The organism is Gordonia sp. LMA167, from assembly GCF_058130025.1.
Genome location: NZ_CM176708.1, coordinates 118,462 through 142,424, shown reverse-complemented (window position 1 = coordinate 142,424; position 23,963 = coordinate 118,462). Strand labels below are relative to the sequence as shown.

General features: G+C 66.0%; 19 protein-coding genes and 2 pseudogenes. 12 read left to right on the top strand and 9 right to left on the bottom strand.

The features are described from left to right. Nucleotides 1-97: 97 nt before the first annotated feature. The 4 genes and pseudogenes from ACVT6V_RS00615 to ACVT6V_RS00600 all read left to right on the top strand — a co-directional run. Nucleotides 98-2,110, top strand: coding sequence for an ABC transporter permease (locus tag ACVT6V_RS00615; protein WP_489897893.1), 2,013 nt, complete (start codon nucleotides 98-100; stop codon nucleotides 2,108-2,110). After that, on the top strand, nucleotides 2,103-2,960 hold the full coding sequence (locus tag ACVT6V_RS00610) for an ABC transporter ATP-binding protein (protein WP_489897892.1): 858 nt from the start codon (nucleotides 2,103-2,105) through the stop codon (nucleotides 2,958-2,960). Before ACVT6V_RS00615 ends, ACVT6V_RS00610 begins: the two co-directional genes overlap by 8 nt. Further along, nucleotides 2,960-3,787, top strand: coding sequence for an ABC transporter ATP-binding protein (locus ACVT6V_RS00605; protein ID WP_489897891.1), 828 nt, complete (start codon nucleotides 2,960-2,962; stop codon nucleotides 3,785-3,787). Before ACVT6V_RS00610 ends, ACVT6V_RS00605 begins: the two co-directional genes overlap by 1 nt. A gap of 15 nt (nucleotides 3,788-3,802) precedes the next feature. Then, nucleotides 3,803-4,462, top strand: a pseudogene (locus ACVT6V_RS00600) (TetR/AcrR family transcriptional regulator); the annotation flags it as partial. 83 nt (nucleotides 4,463-4,545) lie between these two features. On the opposite strand, the gene ACVT6V_RS00595 reads toward ACVT6V_RS00600, so the two are convergent. Together ACVT6V_RS00595 and ACVT6V_RS00590 are read right to left on the bottom strand one after the other, a co-directional pair. Further along, nucleotides 4,546-5,427 (bottom strand): LLM class flavin-dependent oxidoreductase, encoded by an 882-nt coding sequence (locus ACVT6V_RS00595; RefSeq protein ID WP_489901078.1) that lies wholly within the window; start codon nucleotides 5,425-5,427, stop codon nucleotides 4,546-4,548. Between the two features lie 67 nt (nucleotides 5,428-5,494). Continuing rightward, nucleotides 5,495-6,940 carry an MFS transporter gene (locus ACVT6V_RS00590; RefSeq protein ID WP_489897890.1) on the bottom strand — a complete coding sequence of 482 codons (1,446 nt, stop codon included), beginning with the start codon at nucleotides 6,938-6,940 and terminating at the stop codon, nucleotides 5,495-5,497. A 79-nt stretch (nucleotides 6,941-7,019) separates the two neighbouring features. Between ACVT6V_RS00590 and ACVT6V_RS00585 the strand changes: the two genes are divergently transcribed. Continuing rightward, nucleotides 7,020-7,697, top strand: a complete 678-nt coding sequence (locus tag ACVT6V_RS00585; RefSeq protein ID WP_489897889.1) for a TetR family transcriptional regulator — start codon at nucleotides 7,020-7,022, stop codon at nucleotides 7,695-7,697. A 12-nt stretch (nucleotides 7,698-7,709) separates the two neighbouring features. Here the strand turns inward: ACVT6V_RS00585 and ACVT6V_RS00580 are convergent, their stop codons facing one another. Together ACVT6V_RS00580 and ACVT6V_RS00575 are read right to left on the bottom strand one after the other, a co-directional pair. Further along, on the bottom strand, nucleotides 7,710-8,885 hold the full coding sequence (locus ACVT6V_RS00580; protein WP_489897888.1) for a DNA adenine methylase: 1,176 nt from the start codon (nucleotides 8,883-8,885) through the stop codon (nucleotides 7,710-7,712). 481 nt (nucleotides 8,886-9,366) lie between these two features. Further along, on the bottom strand, nucleotides 9,367-10,758 hold the full coding sequence (locus ACVT6V_RS00575) for an IS1380 family transposase (protein WP_489897037.1): 1,392 nt from the start codon (nucleotides 10,756-10,758) through the stop codon (nucleotides 9,367-9,369). 775 nt (nucleotides 10,759-11,533) lie between these two features. Here ACVT6V_RS00575 and ehuB point away from each other — a divergent pair. The 4 genes from ehuB to ehuA are packed head-to-tail and all read left to right on the top strand — an operon-like array spanning nucleotide 11,534 to nucleotide 14,632. After that, nucleotides 11,534-12,430 (top strand): ectoine/hydroxyectoine ABC transporter substrate-binding protein EhuB, encoded by an 897-nt coding sequence (ehuB, locus tag ACVT6V_RS00570; protein ID WP_489897887.1) that lies wholly within the window; start codon nucleotides 11,534-11,536, stop codon nucleotides 12,428-12,430. An 18-nt stretch (nucleotides 12,431-12,448) separates the two neighbouring features. After that, complete coding sequence (gene ehuC / locus ACVT6V_RS00565; protein ID WP_489897886.1) at nucleotides 12,449-13,180, top strand: ectoine/hydroxyectoine ABC transporter permease subunit EhuC; 732 nt, start codon at nucleotides 12,449-12,451, stop codon at nucleotides 13,178-13,180. Further along, a complete protein-coding gene (ehuD, locus tag ACVT6V_RS00560; RefSeq protein ID WP_489897885.1) occupies nucleotides 13,177-13,821 on the top strand; it encodes an ectoine/hydroxyectoine ABC transporter permease subunit EhuD in 645 nt (214 codons plus the stop codon). The genes ehuC and ehuD overlap by 4 nt, the downstream gene beginning before the upstream one ends. A gap of 49 nt (nucleotides 13,822-13,870) precedes the next feature. Next, nucleotides 13,871-14,632 (top strand): ectoine/hydroxyectoine ABC transporter ATP-binding protein EhuA, encoded by a 762-nt coding sequence (ehuA, locus tag ACVT6V_RS00555; protein ID WP_489901077.1) that lies wholly within the window; start codon nucleotides 13,871-13,873, stop codon nucleotides 14,630-14,632. 61 nt (nucleotides 14,633-14,693) lie between these two features. Here the strand turns inward: ehuA and ACVT6V_RS00550 are convergent, their stop codons facing one another. From ACVT6V_RS00550 to ACVT6V_RS00535, 4 genes are read right to left on the bottom strand one after another with little or no spacing between them, the layout of a single operon-like run. Next, nucleotides 14,694-17,351, bottom strand: coding sequence for an MFS transporter (locus tag ACVT6V_RS00550; protein ID WP_489897884.1), 2,658 nt, complete (start codon nucleotides 17,349-17,351; stop codon nucleotides 14,694-14,696). 50 nt (nucleotides 17,352-17,401) lie between these two features. Continuing rightward, nucleotides 17,402-18,208 (bottom strand): YceI family protein, encoded by an 807-nt coding sequence (locus ACVT6V_RS00545; protein WP_489897883.1) that lies wholly within the window; start codon nucleotides 18,206-18,208, stop codon nucleotides 17,402-17,404. Further along, complete coding sequence (locus tag ACVT6V_RS00540) at nucleotides 18,205-19,041, bottom strand: MSCRAMM family protein (protein ID WP_489897882.1); 837 nt, start codon at nucleotides 19,039-19,041, stop codon at nucleotides 18,205-18,207. The genes ACVT6V_RS00545 and ACVT6V_RS00540 overlap by 4 nt, the downstream gene beginning before the upstream one ends. Beyond that, on the bottom strand, nucleotides 19,041-19,535 hold the full coding sequence (locus ACVT6V_RS00535) for a MarR family winged helix-turn-helix transcriptional regulator (protein WP_489897881.1): 495 nt from the start codon (nucleotides 19,533-19,535) through the stop codon (nucleotides 19,041-19,043). The genes ACVT6V_RS00540 and ACVT6V_RS00535 overlap by 1 nt, the downstream gene beginning before the upstream one ends. Nucleotides 19,536-19,997: 462 nt before the next feature. Between ACVT6V_RS00535 and ppk2 the strand changes: the two genes are divergently transcribed. Together ppk2 and ACVT6V_RS00525 are read left to right on the top strand one after the other, a co-directional pair. Then, nucleotides 19,998-20,765 (top strand): polyphosphate kinase 2, encoded by a 768-nt coding sequence (gene ppk2, locus ACVT6V_RS00530; protein WP_489901076.1) that lies wholly within the window; start codon nucleotides 19,998-20,000, stop codon nucleotides 20,763-20,765. A gap of 163 nt (nucleotides 20,766-20,928) precedes the next feature. After that, nucleotides 20,929-21,051, top strand: a pseudogene (locus ACVT6V_RS00525) (three-helix bundle dimerization domain-containing protein); the annotation flags it as partial. On the opposite strand, the gene ACVT6V_RS00520 reads toward ACVT6V_RS00525, so the two are convergent. Beyond that, entirely contained in the window at nucleotides 21,052-22,398 is a 1,347-nt protein-coding gene (locus tag ACVT6V_RS00520) for a DUF1214 domain-containing protein (RefSeq protein ID WP_489901075.1), read from the bottom strand. 867 nt (nucleotides 22,399-23,265) lie between these two features. Here ACVT6V_RS00520 and ACVT6V_RS00515 point away from each other — a divergent pair. Then, entirely contained in the window at nucleotides 23,266-23,958 is a 693-nt protein-coding gene (locus ACVT6V_RS00515; protein WP_489897880.1) for a hypothetical protein, read from the top strand. Nucleotides 23,959-23,963 lie beyond the last annotated feature (5 nt).

The following is a 23,963-nucleotide window of genomic DNA, read 5'->3' as shown; positions in this document are numbered from 1 at the left end:
GACTCGGATCGGGCGGGCGCCGCTGCGCGCCCGCCCGGCCCGGCACACCATCTGCCATACCGCGTGCCTCGGGCGCGCTTGATCGATTGGTTCAGGCATGGGTCAGTTCCTGCAATTCGTCTTCCTCGGTCTGTCGACCGGCGCCGTGTACGCGGTTCTCGCATCCTCGTTGGTGGGTGTCTATGCGGCGACCGGGATCATCAACTTCGCTCAGGGTGCCTTCGGTCTCTGGGCGGTGTACGCCGTCGCGGCACTGCGGACCGACGGGAGTCTCGTCCTGCCGATCGGGACCATCCCGCTGGGGGATGCCGACAATCCGACACCGATGGGACTCGCGATCGTCCTCGGTGTCGTGACCGCGATCGTGTGGGCGATCGTGGCCCATCTCCTGGTGTTCCGGCCCCTGCGCAGAGCTCCCATCCTGGCCCAGGTGGTCGCCTCGGTCGGTCTGATGCTGTTCGTCCAGGCCTTGGTCCAGTTGCGCTTTCACACCGAGGATCTGCTCGCTCTCGCGGTCCTGCCGGACAAGACGGTGGAGTTCGCCGGGGCGGTCGTCAATGTGTCTGACCTGATCCTGGCCGGCATCGCGATCGCCATCGCCGCCATCTTCTGGGCGTACTTCCGTCTCACGACCTCCGGCGTGGCGACACGCGCCGGTGCCGAGGACGAACTGGCTGCTCGACTGGCCGGCTATTCGCCGGACCGGCTGGCGGCCATCGTGTGGGTGCTGACCGGTGCCGCGACCGGGTTGATCGTCATCCTCGCGGCCTTCACCATCGGGTTGACCGTCACCAGCTACACCTTCTTCGTCATCCCCGCCCTCGCGGTCGCTCTGCTGGGTCGGCTCACCTCCTTCGGAATCGCCTGTGCCGGAGGACTGTTCCTCGGATCGTTTCAGGCGGTCATCACCTGGCTGACCACCAAGGACTGGTGGCCGCAGTGGGCGCAGGCCGGACTGGGCGAGGCGGTACCCTTCGTCGTCATCGTGATCGCCCTGTTCCTCATGGGCGGACGGATCCCCTCGCGCGGCGCCATCGGTGAGGTCAAGATGCCTGCGGTGCGCATCCCGCGGCTCCGGCCCATCCCGACCGTCGGCGTGCTGGCGGTCGCGGTCGCCGCGATCCTGCTCACCTCCGGCACCTGGCGATTCGGCGTGGTGACGTCGATCATCTTGTCGCTGATCGCCCTGTCGCTGGTCTTGTTGACCGGCTATCTCGGGCAGATCTCGTTGGCGTCCATGGCATTTGCCGGGACGGCCGGTTTCGCGCTGTCGAAGCTCACGGTGAACTGGCATGTGCCCTTCCCGTTCAGCATGCTCTTCGCCGCGCTCGTCGCCACCGCTCTCGGCATCCTCGTGGGTGTTCCGGCTCTGCGTATCCGTGGTGCACAACTGGCCGTCGTCACGCTCGCCGCGGCGATCGCGATCCAGGGATTCGTCTTCAACAACCCGGAGATCACCGCATACGAGGGCAACATGATCGCCGACCCGAGCCTGTTCGGGATCGACTTCGGCGTCCGCGATGGAACGAATCTGGTCACGGTGCGATTCGCGATGATGGTGCTCGTGGTCGTGGCGATCGCGACACTGGCGGTGATGCGGTTCATGGCCGGGTCCACCGGCCGCGCGTTCCTGGCCGTGCGTTCCAACGAGCGGGCCGCGTCGTCGGTGGGGATCAACGTCGCCTCCACCAAGCTCCTCGGGTTCGCGCTCTCGGCGTTTCTCGCGGGCATCGGGGGCTGCCTGATCGGTTACAGCCGAGGACAACTGTCCGCCGGGTCGTTCACGGTGATGGTGGGCCTCGTGTTGCTCGCGATGACCTATGTCGGCGGCATCACCTCGGTGTCGGGCGCCTTCCTGGCCGGGGTCATCGGACCTCTGGGCGTCGGCTACGTGTTCCTCAACCAGACCCTGAATCTCGGTGAGTACTACGAGATCATCGCGGCCGGAGGCCTGCTGCTGATGGCCGTCCTCAATCCGGTCGGGGTGGCCGGGGCGATGGCGGAGCTGCGTGATCGGCTGATGGCACATCGACGATCCGACGGCGCGAACGGTGCGGCGTCGGCAGCACTCGTCGCACCGACGACCACGAAAGCAGGGTTCAATGTCTGAGACCGCCACCAGCACAGCGACAGCGCAACCGCTGCTCCGCACCCGCGGACTCTCGGTCCGGTACGGGGGTGTGACCGCCAACGCCGACATCGACATCACCGTCGGGGTGGGGGAGATCGTCGGTCTGATCGGACCCAACGGTGCCGGGAAGACGACCTTCGTCGACGCGGTCACCGGCTTCACCCGATCGACCGGGGAAGTGGTGCTCAACGGGGAACGGATCGACCGCGCCGGGCCCCACCGCCGTCGCCGGGCCGGGATGGCGCGGACCTGGCAGGCCGGTGAACTGTTCGCCGATCTGACCGTGGCGCAGAACCTCGCCGTCGCCGTCCAACGGGTCGGGTTGCGCGCGTTGATCTCCGATGTGTTCACCGGGTCGCGGCCACCGGCCGGGGTCGTGGAGAAGGCGCTCGATGTGGTGGGTCTGACCGAGGTCGCCGACCGCCTGCCGGATGAGCTGACGCTGGGCCAGCAGAAGCTGGTCGGCGTGGCCCGGGCAATCGTCGGCGACACCGGTCTGGTGCTGCTCGATGAACCCGCGGCCGGCCTCGACACCCACGAGAGCCGGGACTTCGGTGGCGAACTGCGCCGGATCGCGGGCACCGGCATCGGCATCCTGCTCATCGATCACGACATGTCCCTGGTCCTCGACGTGTGCGACCGCCTGTACGTCCTGGACTTCGGTCGGGTGATCGCGTCCGGCCCACCCGCGGAGATCCGGGACGACCCGGCGGTGGTCGCGGCCTACCTCGGCAGTCCCGACGTGCACGCGGATCCCGCCACCGACGACTCCGGTACGACCGAACCACCCGGCCACGCGCCGGTCACTGCACCAGAAGGGGAAGCGTGATGTCGCATCCGACGGTCACCGACGATCCGGGCACCGATGCCGCCGACGTCGCACCGGTCCTGTCGTTCGACGCGGTGACGGTGGGTCACTTCGGTGTGCCGGCCGTGCGTGAGCTGTCCATGGACATCCGGCCGGGCGAGATCTGCGCGATGCTCGGGCCGAACGGAGCCGGGAAGACCACCACGCTGCTCGCGGCGGTCGGGGCCCTGCCGGTCATGTCCGGACGCATCACCGCCCTGGGTCGGCCGATCGATGAGCACGTCGAACGCAACGCCCGCCGCGGTGTCACCCTCGTGCCCGACAACCGCGGACTCTTTCACCGCCTGTCGGTGACGGACAATCTCCGGCTCGCCAGGCGCAAGGGCGGTGGCGATATCGACGAGGTCTACGAACACTTCCCGCGCCTGCGGGACCTGCGTGGCCGCCGATGCGGGAACCTGTCGGGCGGCGAGCAGCAGATGCTGGCGCTGGCCAAGGCGCTGCTGACCAGGCCGTCGGTGCTGCTGATCGACGAACTCAGCCTCGGCCTGTCGCCGGTCGCGGTGCAGGACCTCCTACCGCGGCTGCGCACGATCGCCGACCAGCAGAACATGGCGGTCGTCCTGGTGGAACAGCACATCGACCTGGCGCTCGGGATCGCCGACACCGCGGTCGTGTTGCATCACGGTAGAGTTGCGCTCAAGGGCTCGGCACGTGACCTCATGCAGCGTCGCGACACCGTCGAGGCCGCTTACTTCGGTCGACTGGGTGAATCCGGTCCTGTGGACTGTAGTGCGTCGGGGGGCGGTAATCGTCGCCGATCCACACGATCGGAGACCGCGACGTGACATCAGGAGATCAGTGTGACGAAATCCGCACGAGCCGATGGCTCGCGCCGGCGTTCCCGGCCGCGGAACACCCGGAACCGACCGACCGATGAACAACTCCTCGACGCCGCGCGGTCGGTGATCGCGGAGGTCGGGGTGCAGCGGTCGACGATGGACATGATCGCCGAGCGTGGCGGCACCACGCGGGTCACCCTGTATGCACATTTCGGTTCGCGGGATGCGTTGGTGGAGCAGTTGGTGGAGCGTGAACTCGCCGAGTTCACCGAGTGGATGTCGGCGGCCTACGACGTGGGCGCAGACATGCAGTACGGGGCGCGTGCCCGGCATTCGGTGGAGGCGACCTTCGAGTACGCGCGCCGCAATCCCGAAGGATTTCGGATCCTGCTCGGACACCGGCAGGAGGCCGAGGACCCGGGTAGGCGGCTCTACAAAACACTGGAACCGAGTGTGGCCGCTCGACTCCGCGAAAACTATGCGACCGGTGGCGCCCGGATCGGGGCCAGCGCGGACACTCTCGCCTCGTTGTTGATCGGGATCAGCCTCGACGTCGCCTATCGTGCGCTCATCGTCGACCGGGCCGGCATCGACGCGGCCTGCGAACTGGCGGTCGCCGCGACGATGGCGGTCCTACGCGGCGTCGATCCCGAGCTGCTGCTGGCCATCGACGCATCGATGACCGACGAGTCGGCGACCGACGGATCGATGGCCGACGCATCGGCGACCGACGCCGTATCGGCTGTGGGCAACGGCGACGACGGTCAATCGAATTCGGCGGCCACCTCGGCAGCGCGACGCAGCTGATCGGGGTCCGAACTCGTCGGAATGAGCTGTACCTCGTCGGTGCCGATCTCGGCGAACCGTGCGAGCGTGGCCACCAGCTCCTCGTCGGTGCCCGCCCACCCCGTCGTCGGTGCGATGGCGTCGACGAAGTCGGCCGGAATCCAGTTCATGTAGTGGCGGAGATGCCGGTGGACCTGCTCGCGCGGCGCGGCGCCGGAACCGAGCGCGAACCAGAACGACGTCGCGAGGTGGGGAGCAGGTCTGCCGGCCGCGGCCCAGGCCTCACGTGCGACGTCGAACAGTTCGCGCTGTTTGCCCGCGTCCAGGTCGAGCGTCACCCCGGCGACGCCGTCCGCCCAGGTCGCCGCGCTGCGGATCGTCTTCGGTCCCATCGTCCCGACATGTAGCTCCGGGCCGCCCGCCCGGTGCGGTCGGGGACCGACCGGCAGAACCGATTCGGTGATCTTCTCTCCGGCCCACACCCGCCGCATGATCTCGGCGCGCTCGGCGAGCGTGCGCATCGTCTGAGTCGATGGGTCCGCTCCGACCGCGTGGTAGTCCTCATGCCGACCTCCGACCCCGAGTCCCACGACGAGCCGTCCGCCGCTGAGCATGTCACCGGTGGCCAACGCCTTCGCCAGCATCACCGGATCGTGCAGTTGCGGCACCACCACCGTGGTGACCAGCCGCACCCGCTCGGTCCACGCCGACAACGCGCCGAGCAGCGTGAGGCAGTCCGGATTGTCGAAGGCGATCCGTTCTCCCCAGCACAGGGAGGAGAACGGGCCGTCGTCGATGGCTCGCGCCCAGGAGCGGAGCAGGTCTGCGTCCAACGCCGGCTCCATCACCGGCATCGTCATTCCGATGCGCACGCAAGGATTCTGGCAGACCTGTCGCCGAACGTCGGGCGAATGCCGAACGGTCGCCTCAGGACACCGCCACGGGCCCGACGGCCGGGATCGGCGCCGGGCGCCGAATGGTGGCCGGGCGCAGGGCAAACCACGCGACGACACCACCGGATGCGACCAGCAGTCCCCCGATCGCCACGGCCAGATGGAATCCGTCGAGGAAGGCCTCGGGCGGAAATGTCCCGGCCCGGAGCGACGATTGCTGCCGAGCGGTCAGGATGGCGCCGAGCACGGTGATGCCCAGCAGCGCCGCGACCTCCCGACTCGCGTTGAACACGCCCGAACCGACACCTGCCTGCTCGGCGGGCATCTGAGAGAGGACGGTCGCGGTGAGCGAGATCGTCAGACCGCCACCCATGCCGATGACGACGAAACTCGGCATCAGCCCGGCGAATCCTGTGTTCTCGCCGAGGAAGAACACCGAACTGATGCCCGCGCCCATCAACACCAGCGCCGACGACACGGTGCGATGGGCTCCGAAACGTTCGGCGAGACGATCCGACATCGCCGCTCCGGCGACCATGCACAGCGCCATCGGCAGGAATGCGGCCCCGGCCATGGTCGGGGAGAAGCCCAGCACCCCTTGCACATACAGCGACGTGAAGAAGTAGATCCCGAACAGCCCGAAGGCAAAGAGCATCAGTGCAATGAGCCCACCGGCGTAGACGCGCCGACGGAACAGGGCGAGGTCGACCATCGGCGCACGGCTGCGCTGCTCGACGCGCACGAACCCGACGATCGCACCCGCGGCGATCGCGAAGGCCGTGACGATCGGCCACGACGTCCAGCCGAGATCGTGCCCCTGGATGAGCGCGAAGGTCAGGGCGGTCAGCCCCACGACCGACAACGACAGGCCCGGCAGATCGATGCCGTCGGAGGCCGAGGCCCGTGATTCGTCGACGGCCATCAGCGCCAGCACGGCGGTGATGATGCCGAAGGGCACGTTGACGAAGAAGATCCACCCCCACGAAACGTACTGGGTGAAGACACCGCCGAGCAGTGGTCCGAGGGCGACGGACACGGCGCCGACCGAGCCCCACACCGCGACGGCCGCGTTGCGGGCCCGGGTGTCGGCGAAGGTGGCCGAGATGATGGCCAGGGTGGTGGGCGTGATCATCGCGGCGCCGACGCCCTGGACGGCGCGTGCGGCGATGAGCATCTCGGCGGACCCGGCGAGTCCGGCGACGAGCGACGACGCACTGAACACGGCGAGGCCGCCGAGCAGCATGCGTCGGCGGCCCAGCAGGTCGGCGAGCCGACCGCCCATGAGCATCAGCGCCGAGAACGTCAGGATGTACGCGCTGACGACCCATTCGAGGCCCGCGGTGTCGAGGTTCAGTTCCCGCTGGATGTCGGGGATGGCGACGTTGACGATGTTGTTGTCGAGGTAGGTCATGAAGGTGGCCAGGGACACCGACAGCAACGCCAGGCGCTGCCGACGGGTCATGGACGGACGGTCGGACATGAGGACTCCTATACGAAGCAAATGTACACCGTATATGTACGCCATATAGGAGAACTCTTACGGTGTATAGTTGTCAAGCGTGGGTGCGAAAACAGCAGGTAAGAAGGTCGACGAGGTGCGGTTGAACCGCGACGCCGTGGTCGATCGGGCCCTCGACATCGCCGACGTCGAGGGCTTGGACGCGGTGAGTGTGCGGCGCATGGCGCAGGAGTTCGGGGTCACGCCGATGGCGCTGTACTGGCATTTCAAGAACAAGGACGAGATGCGCGCGGCCCTTGGTGATCGGCTCATCGAGACCGTGGTCGCGCCCGACGCGGACCTGGCCGGCGAGGAGTACATCCGGCAGATCCTGGCGGCGCTGATCGAATCGCTGCGCAGGCATCCGTCGGCCGCCCAACTCGTACCGGGGCGGATCATGCAGTGCGAGACCGGTCGGGATCTGACCGAGAAGACCCTCGCGCACCTCCTCGACGCCGGCTATACGCCCGCCGCGGCCGTCGCGGTGGCCCGCAACGCCCTGCTGACCGCGGTGACCCTGGTGATCGGTATCCCGGGCGCCGAGCTCACCCTGCCGGCGGCCGATCGCGACGAGATGCGCCGCCACAAGCTCGCGGCGCTGCTGGCTCTACCGGACGACCGCTTCCCGCACCTCAAGAGCGTCGCCGACGAGATGGTGCGCTGCGACGACGAGGACGAGTACTTCCGAGTCGGTGTCGACCTGTTCATCGACGGTGTCACCGGGATGAAGGGACGTTGAACATGCTCTGCTTCAACGTTTTTCGACCAGATAGAGATGCTCGGTCACGTGCGTGCCGCGTCCGCGCAGATTTCGGCTGCCACGAAAGGCGTTGTAGCGTGCACGGAATTCGGTGACCGTACCGACGGACTCGAGGATGTCCGACATCTCTTCGGGTGCGATGAACCCCTCGTCGTTGAACGAGACGAGCAGGAAGCAGGCATCGAGTCCGGTGACGAGATCGCGTAGGAGATCGGCGGATTCGCGTCGAACGTTGTAGCGCGAGCGATTCCAGTCGACGGGGATGCCGGACACCGGGCTGATCGATGAGGGCCGCTGGTGGTGCGTCAGCAGGTTCAGCATGAAGTAGTTGGAACCGTACGGATGTTGGTTGTACGGGGGGTCGAGATAGGCGAGATCCACCGGGCCGACGTGATCGGGCAGCGCGTTGGCGTCCATCTGAAGGACTCGCTTGGCGCTGTCATGGCGACTGAGGACCGGCGGGGCCAGGCGAATGGTGCCCAGGATGCGCAGCAGTGCATCCTGGTGCGCGCCCCCGAACCGCCCGATCCCGGTTTGTTTGTCCTTGTAGAAGCCCTTGAACACGCCCGACGTGTTGGCGTGGACCGATGCCTGGGAGAGTAACGGCGCCAACAGGAATGGCCGCATACGGTCGTCGACCCGATCGATCAGCGTGGCGTAGGCGTCGAGGCGTCGGGCGTTGTCACGTGTGAAGAAGACCCGTTCACCCGGCCGGATGTTCGTGTCGTCGCGGGGCGCGTAGAGCTCCTCGATGAATCCGTTTACCGAATGTCCGCCGTCGACCTCGGCGTTGAGTTCGTCGACAAGCGTTGTGACATCGGCGAGGTCGACGTCTCGTCGGTTCGTGAGGAAGCACTCGCTCATCACCCGCGCATAGGACTCGAGGTCGTTGGCGATCACCAGCTCGGCTCGGGACTTCAGCAGCCGCGACACCGCGCCGCTGCCGGAGAACGCATCCAGGACGGTCAGCTTCCGACCGAGCCGGGCGTGCACGGTGTCGGCGGCCGCGTCGATCAGGCCGAGCAGCGACCGCTTGTTGCCGAGATAGGTGAGCAGTTGCTCCGACAGATACCGCGGGTCCTCGGCGATGGAGTCGGATTCGTCGGTGACCGCTCGCAGGGCAGGGGTGATCGCGGATGCTGGTTCGGACGAGCGCGTCGGGGACACTCCCACGATCCTCACACGATGCCGGCCGAAACGCGGGACGATCGACCGAACTCACGCGATCCGTGAGGCTGGGGAGCGAGCTTGCGAGCGGAGGGCCGCTCCCTGAGCGTCATCACTCGGTCCCTGAGGAGCCTCCGAGCTTGCGGGCGTCCCCTCCCGCCCCCTGAGGAGCCTCCGAGCTTGCGAGCGTCCCCACCCGCTCCCTGAGGAGCCTCCGAGCCTGCGAGCGTCCCCACCCGCTCCCTGAGGAGCCTCCGAGCTTGCGAGGATGCGTCACCACTCGGTCCCTGAGGAGCCTCCGAGCTTGCGAGGATGCGTCACCACTCGGTCCCTGAGCCTCGATCTTTCATGTGGTGGTGGGTTGGGGGTTTCGGCGGCTGGGTGTGGGGTTGGTGTGGTGTGGGTGTGGGTGATCGCCGGCGCTGGTGTTCGCCGGTTCTTCGGGTCCTGGGTTGAGGGGCAGGGGCTGCTGTGTGGTGTGTCAGGCGGCGTGCAGGGCGGTGTAGCCCTGGTAGATGAGGTCGTTGTAGGGCCAGCCGCGGGGTAGTCGTAGCAGGTGGCGTCGGCCGGTGTGGATGGTGCGTCCGGCCACGGCGAGGATGCATAGGCGCATGCGTTTGGGTTCGAAGAGGCGCGCGGGGTGGTGTTCGGGCCAGCATAGGGTTTGGGTCCAGGCCAAGAGTTCGGCGGCCAGGCAGACGATTTCGAGCCAGATCTGGTTTTTGGTGAACTCGTGGAAGGGCAGGTTGGCCATGCCGGTGTCTTTGAGGTTGCGGATGCGGTCTTCGGCGCGGGCGCGTTGGCGGTGGCGTAGTTCCAGGACCGGCAGGGTCCAGCCGGTGCCGCGGGTGTTGGTGGCGAACGCAGTGTAGCGGCGGCCGTCGATGTCGGTCAGGCGTAGTTGGGCGCCGGGGTCGGGGTATTCGCGGCGCACGATGACGCGCATCCCGGCCGGCCAGGGGTCGGTGGGGTCGGCGGCGGGGACGATCAGGTCGGTGAGCTCGGCGACCTGGGCGCCGTTGCGGGGTTGTTCGTCACCGTTGAACGCATCGCGCCAGGCCTGCTCGGGCAGCGCGGCGATGGCGGTTTTGACGTTGTCGTAGAGGGTGAACCCGATCGAGTACGCGAGTTTCTCGGCGCGCAGGAACCTGAGGAATTTTTTGGAACAGCCGCCGGCGTCGGTGCGGAGCAGCACCTGGGGGCGTTCGGCGGCGGGCAGTTGGGCCAGCGCGGCGGTCGTGGTGTTGATGTGCAGGTCGGCGCCTTGTGGGGAGGCGCCGCCGCGGCGTAGATCGATGATCAGTGGTTCGCCGGTGCCGTACTGGCCGTGATCGACGAACGCGCACATCGGGGAATGCCCGAACTGGCGTTTGTAGGTCAGTTGGGCGTGTTCTTTGAGTGAATGCGCACCGATGGTGGTGGCGTCGAGATCGACGATCACCTGCCCCCCATCGCGGGTGCCGGGTGTTCCGGCCAGCGGGCGCGCCCGCGTCCATACCCGGGTGCGGGCCGCGGCACGCGCGGCGCGGATCGCCGGTAGCGCCGTGCTCAGGTCGTCGGCCAACACGCTGATCAGCCGGGAGAACGTCGCATCCGAGGCCACCGGCCCGAACAGGTCGGGTTGGGCTCGCACGATCGCCACGTCGGCCGCGCAGTCACCGCCCAGAGCCAACGCGATCGCCAGATCCAGCAGCATCAGGCCCGGATCATGGGTGGCCCGCGGCGAGGTCCACGGCGCCAACGCCGCCGATAACGCCTCGTCCAGGCCCGCGACCTGCGCCGCGTCACGCAGCAGCAACGCCCCCGACGAACTCGTCAGCGACTCGCGGCGTTGATCATCGACAACCAGACGGGGATAGCGGTTATGCTTCACCTGCGAAGTGCCTTTCTGCCAGGAATTATTGTGTTGTGGAGATTCAATAATCCCTTGCCAGGTAGGCACTTTCGCATTTCCCACGCCGAACACCCCAAACAAACATGAAAGATCCAGGCTGAGGAGCCTCCGAGCTTGCGAGGATGCGTCACCACCCGCTCCCTGAGGAGCCTCCGAGCTTGCGAGGATGCGTCACGAAGGGCGCCCCTTCGTGACGGTCCTCCGCTAGCGCTCCGGACCTCCTCAGGGAGCGGTGGGTGCGGTCCTCCGCTGGCGCTCCGGACCTCCTCAGCTCAGGGAGCGGTGGGTGCGGTCCTCCGCTGGCGCTCCGGACCTCCTCAGCTCAGGGAGCGGTGGGTGCGGTCCTCCGCTGGCGCTCCGGACCTCCTCAGCTCAGGGAGCGGTGGGTGCGGTCCTCCGCTAGCGCTCCGGACCTCCTCAGGCGCCGGGGGCTGCTCGGAGCCTCACGAAGCACAGATGAATTCGATGTCCACACAAACTGTTTCGCGATATGCAACTGGACTTGTATTGTGCTGTCGAAGAATTTTGACGGCGTGCTCATCCTATGATGAAAACCCCAGGTAATAAGCCATTTTGGCGTCGACGACGGTAGGCGCACCTTGAGGGTCTCCTGAGCGCAGCCTGTGATCCGTGTTAGGTTCACAAGCGCAGAAAGCGATCTAATCGGAGAAGTTGGGCGTTGGCCCGGTGGCCGCAGTACATGACTGCGGTCTTCTCGGCGCGCGTTCCGGCTGTTTCCCGGAAGGCTGAGTTCATGGCATTGTCATTGGTCAAGAGGTTCGTCCACCGGCGATCGGTGAGTACGTTCGCGTGTGCCGCCCTGGTGGCCGCAAGTCTCGCGGCTTGTTCGTCGACCGACTCGGACAGTGATTCGAGTCTGCTCCAGCAGTTGCAGGACAAAGGGACGGTCACGGTCGGGTTCGCAGGTGAGGCGCCGTATTCCTTCGAGGAGAACGGACAGCTGACCGGTGCGACCGTGGCCCTGCACCGCGAGATCTTCAAACAACTCGGCATCGACAACGTCGAGGGTGTCAACGCCGACTTCGGAGCGCTCATCCCGGGTTTGCAGGCAAACCGCTTCGACGTGGTCAGCGCCGGGATGTCGATCCTTCCGGAACGGTGCAAGCAGGCGGCGTTCAGCGACCCCGAGTTCAATTACACGACCGCGCTGATGGTGCCCACCGGCAACCCGAAGAACCTCACGAACATGCAGTCGGTCGCCGACAGCGGAGCTCGACTGGCCACCATGACCGGCGCCATCGAGTCTGACTACGCGAAGAGCCTCGGCATCAACAACATGCAGGTCGCGACGCCGCAGGACGGGATGGATGCAGTCACCTCGGGCCGAGCGGACGTGTTCGCGTTGACCGGGATCTCGCTGAACTGGATGAAGAACAACAACCCCGACGCGCCGGTCGACGTCACGCCGTCGTTTGTCGCCGTCATCGACGGGAAACCGCAGGTGGGCGCGGGCGGTACCGTGTTCCGCACCAACGACAAAGACCTCCTCGAGGCGTATAACGCCGAGCTGAAGAAGATCACGTCGGACCCGGACAAGTACCTGTCGATCGTCGGTAAGTTCGGCTTCACCAAGGAGGAGCTGCCCGATCCCAACCTGACGACCGCCGACCTCTGCGCGGGCAACATCTGAGGCTGTCGGTAATCGCCTGTGGGTGACAACATCGATGCCTTCCTGGATGCGTGGCCGCGCATCCAGGAAGGCATACTCACCACGATCTATCTGACTCTCGGCGGGGCGACGCTGGCCTTTGTGCTCGCCCTGGTGTTGGGGGTTGCAGAAGGCGCGCGGTGGATGGTGATCCGGGGGACCGCGCGCGTCTTCGTCGAGTTCTTCCGGGGCACATCACTGCTGGTCCAACTGTTCTGGCTGTTCTATGTGCTGCCACTCTTCGGCTACCAGCTGGACCCGATGTTCTGCGGTATCCTCGCGTTGGGCCTCAATTACGGTGCCTACGGCGCCGAGGTGGTCCGCGGATCGCTCGCGGCGATCCCCGCGCCGCAGTGGGAAGCGGCAGTGGCACTGAACTTCTCTACCTGGCAGCGACTGCACCGGATCATCTTTCCGCAGGCCTGGGTGCAGATGATCCCGCCGTTGAACAACCTGCTCATCCAGTTGATGAAGGGCACCGCGCTGGCGAGCTTCATCCTGCTGCAGGACCTCACCTATGAGATCGAACAGTTGCGGCGGGGTACCGGCGACACCTTGTTCTCCTTCGGTGTCGGGCTGGTTCTGTACTTCTGCTTCGCGTACGTGTTGACCCTGATCATGAACCTGCTGGAGATGCGCGCGAAGTCCAGGATCGGCGTCGGCCCGACGTTGCGTGAGGTGCTGAGTCTGCGGCCGGAGCGCATCGATGAGAACGTGGGGGTCGGCCGATGAATGCGAACTGGAGCTGGCAGCGCGCTGCGGATTGTCTCCCGTTCCTGCTGGAGGGTTTCAAGATCACCCTGCTGGCAACGGTTCTGGGTTTCCTGATAGCCGCCGTGCTCGGCCTGGCGATCGCGGTGGCGCGGCGGGTGGGACCTGCGGTGGTGAGCATCCCCTTGCGGATGGTCTGTGAATTCATCAGACTCACACCGCTTGTCGTGCAGTTGCTCTTTGCCTACTACCTGCTGCCGCAGTTCACCGCGCTGCAGATCGGCATTGTGGTACTCGGCATTCATTACTCCACGTACATGGCGGAGGTGTACCGGGCCGGGATCGATTCCGTCCCACGCGGACAGTGGGAAGCAGCACATGCACTCTCGTTGCCTGCCGGGCGGATGTGGCGTGCCGTTGTTCTGCCGCAGGCGATTCGGAACACCACGCCCGCGCTGGGCAACTACGCGATCTCGATGTTCAAGGACACCCCGTTCCTGTTCGCCATCACGGTGGTCGAGATGGTCACCGCCGCGCAGCAATACGGTGCCCGGACGTTCCAGTATCTGGAGCCGATCACCATCGCCGGTGTCATCTTCCTGATCGCGAGCTACCCCACCTCCATTCTGATCCGAAAGCTAGAGAAGACACTTGCCTACTGACGAGAGCGCCGCCGTGTCGACCACGGAAGCCGCCGCAACCGGATCATCGATGATCGTGTTCGACAAGGTGGTCAAGCGGTTCGGCGACCACGTGGTCCTCGATCACCTCGACTTCACCGTGGCCCGTGGCGAGAGAGTCGCATTGATCGGTCCGAGTGGTTCCGGCAAGACCACCATTCTTCGGCTGCTCATGACCCTCGAGGACGCCAATGACGGAGTGATCTGGGTCGAGGGCGAACCGCTCACCCATATGTACAAGGGCGACAAGCTGGTCAAGGCGTCGCAGAAACATCTGCGTGCCGTCCGATCCAAGATCGGCATGGTGTTTCAGCAGTTCAACCTCTTCCCGAACATGACCGTGCTGGAGAACATCACCGAGGCGCCCATTCATGTACTGGGAAAGAGCAAATCGGAGGCGGTGGCCCGCGCCCGGGAACTGCTGGCGACGGTCGGCCTGCAGGACAAGGAAGACGCTCACCCGACGAAACTTTCCGGCGGACAACAGCAGCGCGTGGCGATCGCACGTGCTCTCGCGATGGATCCCGACATCCTGTTGCTCGACGAGGTCACCTCCGCGCTCGATCCCGAACTCGTCGCCGACGTGCTCGGGGTACTCCGACGAATCGCCGAGACGACCGACATCACCATGCTCATCGTCACCCACGAGATGGGGTTCGCCCGCGACGTCGCCGACCGGGTGCTCGTCTTCGATCAGGGACGGATCGTCGAGGAGGGCGCCCCGCAGCAGATCTTCGGTGCTCCGCAGCAGGAGCGGACCCGGACCTTCCTCAAGGCGGTCGTCGAGCACTGACCACACAGCAGTCGGCCCGGTCGGGAAACTCCCGGCCGGGCCGACTGCTGTGTGTGATGGGTCAGGAGACCGCGGGTCTACGCCCCGATCCCAGCCCGATGTCGGCGGTGTTGCGCTGTCCGGCGACCACGCTCACCTGCACTGCGGCGGGCTCGTACATGTTGGCCACCACGGTGAACTGGGCATCGGTCAGACCCTCGATCCGGTAGCGCCCGTCCGCGTCGGTCGTCACCGACGCGACGATCGTCTGATCCGGCCCGATCGCCGACACCGTTGCGCCGGCCAGGGGACCACCGTCCGGAGTCCGCACCGTGCCCTGAACCCCGCCGGTGGCGACCAGGACCAGATCGATGTCCGCGGGTGCGGACGAATCGACGGTGACGAGCTGACTCGTGGGCTGATAGCCGGGAGCCGATGCCGTGACCGCGACGGTGTCGCCCTCCGACACGCCGTTGATGGCGAAGCTGCCGTCGGAGTCTGCGTGCGCCCGCGTGACGACCGCGCCCGACTGATCGGTGACGATCAGGCTTGCCGGCAGCGGCCGGTGCGCATCGCGGACATGGCCCTTGATCACCGATCCGCCGGCGAGGGTGAAGTCCCTCCGGAAGATCAAGTCCCCGACGACCGACACGGTCAGCGCCCTGGGCAATCGGCCCGGGGCCGTGGCGATGACGGTGTACGTACCGTCCGCGAGGTCGCGGATCGCGTAGGTGCCGTCGTCGTGGACCGCCGTCGTACCGGCCTGATGCCCCCGCACATCGGTGACAGTGACGGCCGCGCCGCGCAGCGGTGCGCTGTCCGATCCGGTGATCCGTCCGGCGATCCGCGGGCGGTCCGCCGTCGGTTCGGCGTCGGCCGACCCGACGACACTCGTGGCGTCCCGCCGATGGCGCGGGCCGTACATGTGGGCTTCGTCGATCAACTCGGCCGACGTCGCCATGCCGGCATCGGCGGCGACCGCCGCCAGCTCGGCGCCCACACTCTCCGGGGTGGTCGTCTTCTTCGAACCGGTGAACAGCGAGGCGATCGCACCGATCACACAGCAGATGAGTGCGAAGGTGAACGCAGCGGTCAGACCGTCGGAGAACGGATCACTGATCAGGTGGGGGAAGAAGTCCAGACCGGTCAGGTGGTCGACCGCGGACTGCGGAAGCCCCTGCAGCGCCTGGCCGCCGACCTCACGGATCGGGTTGTAGCCGAGGAACGCGGCGAACAGGATGCCGACAGTCGGTAGGTGGGCGATGCCGTTCGCGGGAGCGTCGGGCATGCCGTTGGCGGTGAGGCCGCTGAACATCGCCGTCGGCAGATGCGCGCTCAGCCCGGCGATCATCAGGGAGAAGAACAGCCCGATGGACAGCACCATGGCAGCGTTCTGGAACGTCGTCATCATGCCCGCACCCGAACCTCGGGATGTGATCGGCAGGCTGTTCATCACCTCGGCACGGTTCGGAGAGGCGAAGAGCCCCATGCCGATACCGTTGATCAACATGATCAGCGCGAAGACCCAGTAGTCGAAGTCGACCGGGATCGCGATCAGCCCGGCGAAGGTGCCCGCGGTGATGAGCATGCCGATCGTGGTGAACCACTTGGTGCCCAGCTTGTCCGACAGCGCACCCGAGATGGGAGCACTGAGCAGGAAGCCGATCGTCATGGGCACCATGTAGATACCGGCCCACAGCGGTGTGCGTGAGTAGTCGAAGCCGTGCTGCGGGAGCCAGATGCCCTGCAGCCAGATGATCAGGATGAACTGCAGGCCGCCGCGGCCGATCGACGCCATGAGGTTGGCGAGGTTGCCGAATGCGAACGAGCGATTCTTGAACAGCGACAGTTCGAAGAGCGGGCTCTCGACCTTGGTCTCGATGAGCACGAAGATGGCGAGGACGATGACGCCGCCGATGAGTCCGGTGAGAACCCACGGGTTACCCCAGCCCATGTTGGACGTGCCGTAGGGCTGGATGCCGTAGGTGATCGCGATGAGGATCGCGATCAGGCCGACGGCGAACGTGATGTTGCCCCACCAGTCCATCTTGGCCTTGCGACGCTCGCCGGTGTCGTGCAGCTTCATGTACGCCCAGACCGTGCCGACCAGGCCGAACGGCACCGACACGAGAAAGATGAAGTGCCACTGGATCGGTGCCAGGAGGCCACCGATGAGCAGGCCGAGGAACGAGCCCGCGATCGCGGCCACACCGTTGATGCCCATGGCCAGTCCGCGCTGGTTGGCGGGGAATGCGTCGGTGAGGATCGCCGACGAGTTGGCCATCAGGAACGCGCCGCCGACGCCTTGGACGATGCGCCAGAAGATGAGCCAGATCGCTGCTTCGGAGCCGTCGAACCAGGTGATGGCCAGGAAGATCGACGAGATGGTGAAGATGGCGAAGCCCATGTTGTACATGCGGGCTCGGCCGAACATGTCGCCGAGGCGTCCGAAGCTGACCACGAGTACTGCGGTGACGACGAGGAAGCCCATCATCATCCACAGCAGGTAGCTGGTGTTCTGGGGCTCAAGGGGATTGAGATGGATGCCCTTGAAGATGTCGGGCAGCGCGATCAGTACGATCGAGCTGTTGATCGTGGCGATCAGCATGCCCAACGTCGTGTTGGACAGGGCGATCCACTTGTAGTTGGGGCCGAGTTCGGAGAGCGAACGCTGGCGGGAGCCCCGGCTGGGCTGCCCCGCTGCGGCGCCGCCGATGTCGGCCACGGCGTGCTGTGACATTGGTGCCTTTCGGAATTTATGAGAACAAGATCAATGCGGCCGGTGACGGACTACGGTGTCCGGGTCGCCTGGATGTCGAGATTCACGGTCGCGGTACCGCCGATCTGTGCGACCCCGCTGATCAGCTTCTCGTCGAAGCTGATCCCGAAGTCGTTGCGCCGCAACGTGCCGGTGGCGCGGAATCCTGCACGGTGTCCGCCCCAGGGGTCGTCGACCTCACCGAGGTAGGTCATCTCGAGCGTCACCGGTACCGCGGTTCCCCGCAGGGTCAGGGAGCCGGCCAGCGTCCACGTCTCATCGGTGGCGGGACGGACCTGCGTGGCCCGGAACTCGGCGATCGGATACTGCTCGACGTCGAAGAAGGCATCCGACCGGAGGTGGTCGTCGCGGGTGCGGTTGTCGGTGTCGATGCTCGAGGTCTTGATCTCGGCGACCACCCGCGATTGCTCGACGTCCTCGGGTACCTCGATCTGGCCGGTGAAGTCGGTGAATCGGCCCTTGATCGTGGCGATGCCGAAATGGCGCACGCTGATCTCGATGGCGGAGTGGCTCGGATCGATCTCCCACCGCCCGGCCCCCGGCGTCGGTGCGCCGCCCGCGCGCGCCGCGGTGATCTCACCGAGGCTCACCGGCCCGGTGCCCGACACCACGGCGACGCGTGCGGCCGGCTGATAGCCGTCGGCGGTGATCACGACGGTGTACGTGCCGGCGTCCAGGTCTGCGGCGGCAACCGAACCATCGGTGTCGGCGCGCGCGATGGCGCGCTGTTCACCGGATTGCGACATCACGGTCATCACCGCCGCATCCAGTGGGTTGCCGCTCGACGTCGAAACGCGTGCTGTGATGGTGCTGCTCATGCTTCCCCCTTTGCGCCGAGAACGAATTCGTGGGTGACGACGTGACCGGCCTCGATGTCGATCGTCGCGGCCTGCGGGGCATAACCATTCGCGATGACCGTGTAGTCGCCGGGTGCCAGATTCGCGAACAGGTAGCGCCCGTTCTCGTCGGTGAGAGCGCTGGCCGCCATCTCCCCGGCATCGTTGAGGAGGGCGACCTGGCTGTGGGTGAAGGGTGCGACGGAGTCACCGGAGCCGATGCTGATGAGCCCGCCGAGTTCGGCTGCGGTTCTCAGCACGACATCGACCGTCGCGCCGGCAGCCGGGTCGATCGTGACCGGTTCGGCCACCGGATCGCATCCGGGAGCCGTGACGATCACGGTGTAGGTCCCTGCGGGCAATCCGCTCGCCACCCAACGGCCCTGGGCGTCGGTGACGGCCGTTGCGCTGACATGGCCGGTGTGATCGGCGATCGCGACGGTTGCGGTCGCCACGGGTTCACCGGTCGCTGACGTCGTCACGGCGCCGCCGAGTGCGGCCATCGAGGCCAGGACGACGTCCACATCGATCGGTGTGCTGCCGACGGTCATGGTCAGCGCCGACGGTTCGTATCCGGCGGCCGAGGCGACCAGGACGTAGTGCCCGCCCGCGGACACCTCGGCGACAAAGCCGCCGGCGGCATCGGCGATCGACCGCGCCGCCTGACGGCCGTTCGGGTCGATCACCGTCACCGTGGCGTCCCCGAGCGCATCTCCACCGGCCGACCGGACCTGGCCGCGGATCACGCCGCTCATCGCATCGGTCACGCCTGAGTTGATCGGATCGTGCCGGTGACCATTGGTGTCAGGCTGCATCAGGCTCCCCCCTCCGTTGTCGTGTCGTCTCCATGAGAGTTGTCTGGCTCGGCTGGTGTGAGCTCGCACATCGTGTCGGCGAGGAGCCGGATCGAACGTCGGACCGTGTCGCGCTCAGGTCCGTCGAGGCGGCGCAGTGCCACCTCGAAGAGTTCGGAACTCCGCGACGACGCGCCCTCGATGTAGCCGATCCCTGCGTCGGTCGGGGTGAGCAGGCTTACCCGGCCGTCGTGGGGATCGGTTGTGCGGGTGACCATTCCGTACCGCTCCAGGCAGGCGATCACTCGCGACACCGTCGGACCGGTGACCCCTTCGCGGTCGGCGAGTTCGGTCGCCCGGATGGGCGCGTGTTGCGAGATGGTCCACAACGCAGACATCTGCCCGGCGGACAGTGGGCCGTCGGGTGACTTCGCCCGCAGCGCGCGGCGGATGCGGATGAAGTCGCGGTGCACGGCAGCGGCGCCGCCTAGTGATGCTGTGGTTGTGAATCCCATGGTTCGACCCTCGCCCATCGAGTGAAGTCCCTCCGACAGACAACTACTTAGTAAGACTAAATTAAAATTACTTAGCCAGACTAAGTGATTGTCGGTCGCGACGCCTCATCGAAACGGTGTGAAGTGGGCTACATCCGGTCCGAGAATCCCGGCAAATCAGCCGATTTCGGACAACAATGGCCTCCCGCCGGTCGGTCGAAAGGCGGTGTGGTCCCGGATTGCCGGGATCCCGCGCGACGCCACCGCGCTGAGATTTCGCGCGATTTCGGACTTGTGGGTGACGTAGAGTTCTTCTTCGCACGCGTCCGGAGGCACGTCCGGAACGTTCCGGCTTCGAGGAGGTCACCCGTGAGCAAGAAGTCGAAGGGCAAGGCGAAGAAGAAGGCGAAGGGTCACGGCCACTCGACCGCTCCGTCGCGGCCGGCCTCGTCCAGCTCGGACGAACCCGACTCCACGCGTCCGCTGATGAAGAACAAGGAATACCGCTCGGAGTTGAAGGGCCTGCACGCGGAACTCGTGGCCATGCAGGAATGGGTGCGCTCGACCGGGGCCAAGATCTGCATCGTCTTCGAGGGGCGTGACACGGCGGGCAAGGGCGGCGTCATCAAGGCGATCACCGAGCGGGTGAGCCCGCGGGTCTTCCGGGTGGTGGCGCTGCCCACACCGACAGACCGCGAGAAGTCGCAGATGTTCATGCAGCGCTACGTCCCCCACCTGCCCGCCGCCGGTGAGGTGGTGATCTTCGACCGGAGTTGGTACAACCGTGCCGGTGTGGAGCGAGTGATGGGCTTCTGCACCGAGGAGCAGTCGCTGCAGTTTCTCTCCGACACGCCCGAGTTCGAGCGCGCGATGGTGCGCTCGGGCATCATCCTGATCAAGTACTGGCTCGAAGTCAGTGAGGAGCAGCAGACCGAGCGGCTGGAGAGCCGGATCAACGACCCGCGCAAGTACTGGAAGCTCTCGCCGATGGACGTGAAGTCCTACGAGCGCTGGGACGACTACACCCGTGCCCGCGACGACATGTTCCGCTACACAGACACCGGTTGGGCGCCGTGGTATGTGGCGAACACCGACGACAAGAAGCGTGGACGACTGAACATCATCACCCACTTGCTCGACCAGGTGCCCTACACGCCGCTCGCAGCGCCCGACATCGACCTGCCCAAACGCAAGCCGAGCGACGTCGAGAGTCCGGTTCTGCCGGTGACGAGGGTTCCCGCTCGGTATTGAGACGGTCTCGGCGGGATGAATGCCGAGTGAACAGGCCATTTGGGCCGAGCGTCACGCGGGGTGAGGTCACTAGCCTTGTCCTATGGAGCCAACGAACGAGGACGAGGTGCGTCAGATCGGCGAGGTACAGGATCGGCTGATCGATGCGCACTCGGAACGCGAACCCGAGGAAGTCGTCACGGCCGTCCAGGGTGCCTACCGCCACTTCGACGGCATCAGAGTGCGGGATTTTGTCCCGCTTCTCGTCGAGCGCCGCGCGAACCGCGAATTGGACCGCGCCGGCTGATCAGCGCGGGACCACCGCCGGCGGCACGTAGGTGTTGGTCGCCGCGCTCGAACCCGGGATCACGCCGTACAGCCGCAGCATCACGTTGAACGGGCGGAACCCCACCGGCAGCCAGTTGGCCGCAGGTACCCCTGGCGGCTTGACGCGCGCGATGTGGATCGAGATGGAACCGTCGCGGTTGCGCACCAGTCCCGGTGTGTAGCCGGCCACCAGGTACTTGTCGGCGGCATTGGGAATCAGCTCGATCGAGTTCGGTGTGTAGGCCGTCAACGACCAGAACCGCGACGCCTGCGGGATCGCTCGTGCCGGGAAGGTGAGAACATATCCGCCCGGCCGGCTGCCGTCGAGCGGGGCGCCATTCCGGTCGAGGAATGCGTGGTAGTAGGCGGCCGTCGCGATTCCGTTGCCGAACTGGATGAATTCGTTGAGCGACGAACGGTCGAGGACGTTGTCACCCCACTTGCCGATGTTGGTGAAATGAATCCACTTGTTCCGGTCTCGGTGTCCGAGGTAGTTGCCGATGATCGCGGCGTGAGCCGCACGTGCGCCCGACGAGACCGCAGGCCATACGGCAGGGTCGGAGCCGCCGGCGAACACACGGTTGAAAGCGGCGGCCAGGGCTCGCTGCTTGGGGGCGAGTGGCGGAACCCGCGAGGTGTTGCCGACGGCTCGCTGCGTCTGGCGCACGAACTCGACGGGTGCGGTGTTGATCAGGCTGTCGGCCATGGTCTTGACCGGTAAGGCGAACTCGGCGACCGAACGGACCGCTGTGGCGCCTCCCTGAGGGTTGCCGCGCCAGGCGCTGATCGTCTGCATCTTGAGCCCTGCTCGGAACGTGCGGGCCTGCGCGGTCAGATCCCGGTTGTTGCTGAACCGATCGGCTCGGAAGATCAGGATCATGAACGGATGCGGCAGACGCACCATCGTGGCGCCTGCCGGCACACCGCCACGGTGATTGGGGGCGACCAGGGCGTAGAGGGTCGTCGGCGTATTGACCCCGGCCGCCTTGGACGGGATCGCGACGGGATAGGTGTTGCCGTATGGATCAAGCAGCAGGACCGAGTAGCTCACCGGTGTGCGGGGAACTGTGACCATCACCGCCCCGCCGGAGGTGTCCACCGGGGAGCTGGCATACAGGGTGTCATTGTTGATGGCGACCACACCCTGATAGAGCGGTGTGACGGTGTCGGGGCCGATCAGGCGGTTGTGGGGCGCGACGTCGAACTGGAGCTGGGTCAACCACAGTGGATAGAACGTCTCCACATAGCGCTTGGTCAGGGACTCGATGCCGGCGGCATGTGCCGGCGCGGAGACCGAGACGAATGACATGAGCACCATGGCGATCACCGATGTCAACGCCCAGAGGGTTCTTCGCACAACGGGTTTCCGGTGAGGCGCGACGTTGGTTTGCGTTGCTGACGAACTCGTGTTCGCGTGCACGGTGACCCTTTCGGTACCCCTGATGGACAGCTACGAGGGTAGGCGCCCGACCGGCATTTCACAGGAGTTTCTCAGGATTTGTCCGAATTGACCTCACTTGGATGACGGTGTGGGACCCGTCGGCAGGTGAGCGGGCCTGGTGTACGCGACAGCGTCTGGCGCCGTGTCTGTTTCACTCAATGGAGTTCTCAAGGGGCAGATGCGGTCCCGGCCGGGGGTCGCTTCTCTGCTGGTCGCGTAGCCGCGAACGAAGTGAGTCGCGTATCGAGACCGCGGTCGCCGGTGATCTCGATACGGTCCCTCGCCTGGCGGCTCGGAACCCACTCGATCAGCAGAGGGGGCGCTGTTCAACGATTTCGAACTCCAAACGGATGTTCGGAGTCAAGGGGTGTGTTGAGGAGAGTGAGACATCTTGTTGGGACGTGAGGTTCGGGTTCAATGAGTCGGAATTCGTTGTGGGAGAGTGGATCTAGATACGTCTCCTCGCTGCCGCTCGTCGACTACTCGATCAGCGGAAGGGGTCCTCGCTGCCGCTCGTCGACTACTCGATCAGCGGAGGGGGTCCTCGCTGCGGCTCGTCGACTACTCGATCAGCGGAAGGGGTCCTCGCTGCCGCTCGTCGACTACTCGATCAGCGAGAGGGGGTCTGCTCGATCATCGGCGGGTGTCTCGTCGCTACCGCTCGTCTACTCGATCAGCACGGGGAGCCCCTCGCACGGAAACTGATGCCTTTGGTCTCTATACCCGCCGTGCCGGTGGGTGTGTCATCGATTCATGCGTGGGTGGCAGGTCCTCGTGGCCGGAGTCGGACTTGGGTGGTTCGCCGCGAACCGTCTCGGCCATTCGTTCGGCGCGACCGTCGCGGAGCAGACGGTGCCGCTGCCCGGCGATGACCTCATCGCGACGCCGCAGTGCGTCTGCACACATGCGACCACCATCGAAGCATCGCCGGTTCAGGTGTGGCCGTGGCTGGTTCAGATGGGCTGGCATCGAGGCGGTTGGTACACCGCTCGTTGGGTCGACCGGCTGTTGTTCCCGGCGAACCGCGCGAGTGCCGAGACGATCATGCCGGAACTGCAGGACCTTCGGGTGGGTGATTTCGTGCCCGACGGATCGCCTGAGACCCGCTGCGGGTTCACGGTCATACAGTTGCGGCCGGGTGCTGCCCTCGTCCTGAGATCCGACTCGCACCTGCCGTTGAGCTGGCGGACAACCGGCATGGCACGGCTCGATTGGACGTGGGCCTATGTGCTCACGCCGGTCGGCGGCGGGTCGCGCACTCGGCTCGTCTTCCGATGGCGCGCATCTATGCAGCCATGGTGGCTGCGTGTCCTGTGTGAAACGCTCGTGGTCCCCGCCGATCTCATCATGTCGCGGGACATGATGCGGGGTGTCGCCGCACGGGCCTCTCGCTCGCCCGACCCGGTCGACCCGGTCGACTCGCCCGACCCGGTCGACCCGCCCTAGCGACA

What these genes read in the sequence shown, in the direction of transcription:
- ACVT6V_RS00540 (WP_489897882.1), bottom strand. Translation starts at nt 19,041, where the DNA reads ATGCAGCCTGACACCAATGGTCACCGGCACGATCCGATCAACTCAGGC.
- ACVT6V_RS00545 (WP_489897883.1), bottom strand. Translation starts at nt 18,208, where the DNA reads ATGAGCAGCACCATCACAGCACGCGTTTCGACGTCGAGCGGCAACCCA.
- ACVT6V_RS00535 (WP_489897881.1), bottom strand. Translation starts at nt 19,535, where the DNA reads ATGGGATTCACAACCACAGCATCACTAGGCGGCGCCGCTGCCGTGCAC.
- ACVT6V_RS00590 (WP_489897890.1), bottom strand. Translation starts at nt 6,940, where the DNA reads ATGTCCGACCGTCCGTCCATGACCCGTCGGCAGCGCCTGGCGTTGCTG.
- ACVT6V_RS00605 (WP_489897891.1), top strand. Translation starts at nt 2,960, where the DNA reads ATGTCGCATCCGACGGTCACCGACGATCCGGGCACCGATGCCGCCGAC.
- ACVT6V_RS00550 (WP_489897884.1), bottom strand. Translation starts at nt 17,351, where the DNA reads ATGTCACAGCACGCCGTGGCCGACATCGGCGGCGCCGCAGCGGGGCAG.
- ACVT6V_RS00615 (WP_489897893.1), top strand. Translation starts at nt 98, where the DNA reads ATGGGTCAGTTCCTGCAATTCGTCTTCCTCGGTCTGTCGACCGGCGCC.
- ehuA (WP_489901077.1), top strand. Translation starts at nt 13,871, where the DNA reads ATGATCGTGTTCGACAAGGTGGTCAAGCGGTTCGGCGACCACGTGGTC.
- ehuB (WP_489897887.1), top strand. Translation starts at nt 11,534, where the DNA reads ATGGCATTGTCATTGGTCAAGAGGTTCGTCCACCGGCGATCGGTGAGT.
- ACVT6V_RS00610 (WP_489897892.1), top strand. Translation starts at nt 2,103, where the DNA reads ATGTCTGAGACCGCCACCAGCACAGCGACAGCGCAACCGCTGCTCCGC.
- ACVT6V_RS00595 (WP_489901078.1), bottom strand. Translation starts at nt 5,427, where the DNA reads ATGACGATGCCGGTGATGGAGCCGGCGTTGGACGCAGACCTGCTCCGC.
- ACVT6V_RS00515 (WP_489897880.1), top strand. Translation starts at nt 23,266, where the DNA reads ATGCGTGGGTGGCAGGTCCTCGTGGCCGGAGTCGGACTTGGGTGGTTC.
- ehuD (WP_489897885.1), top strand. Translation starts at nt 13,177, where the DNA reads ATGAATGCGAACTGGAGCTGGCAGCGCGCTGCGGATTGTCTCCCGTTC.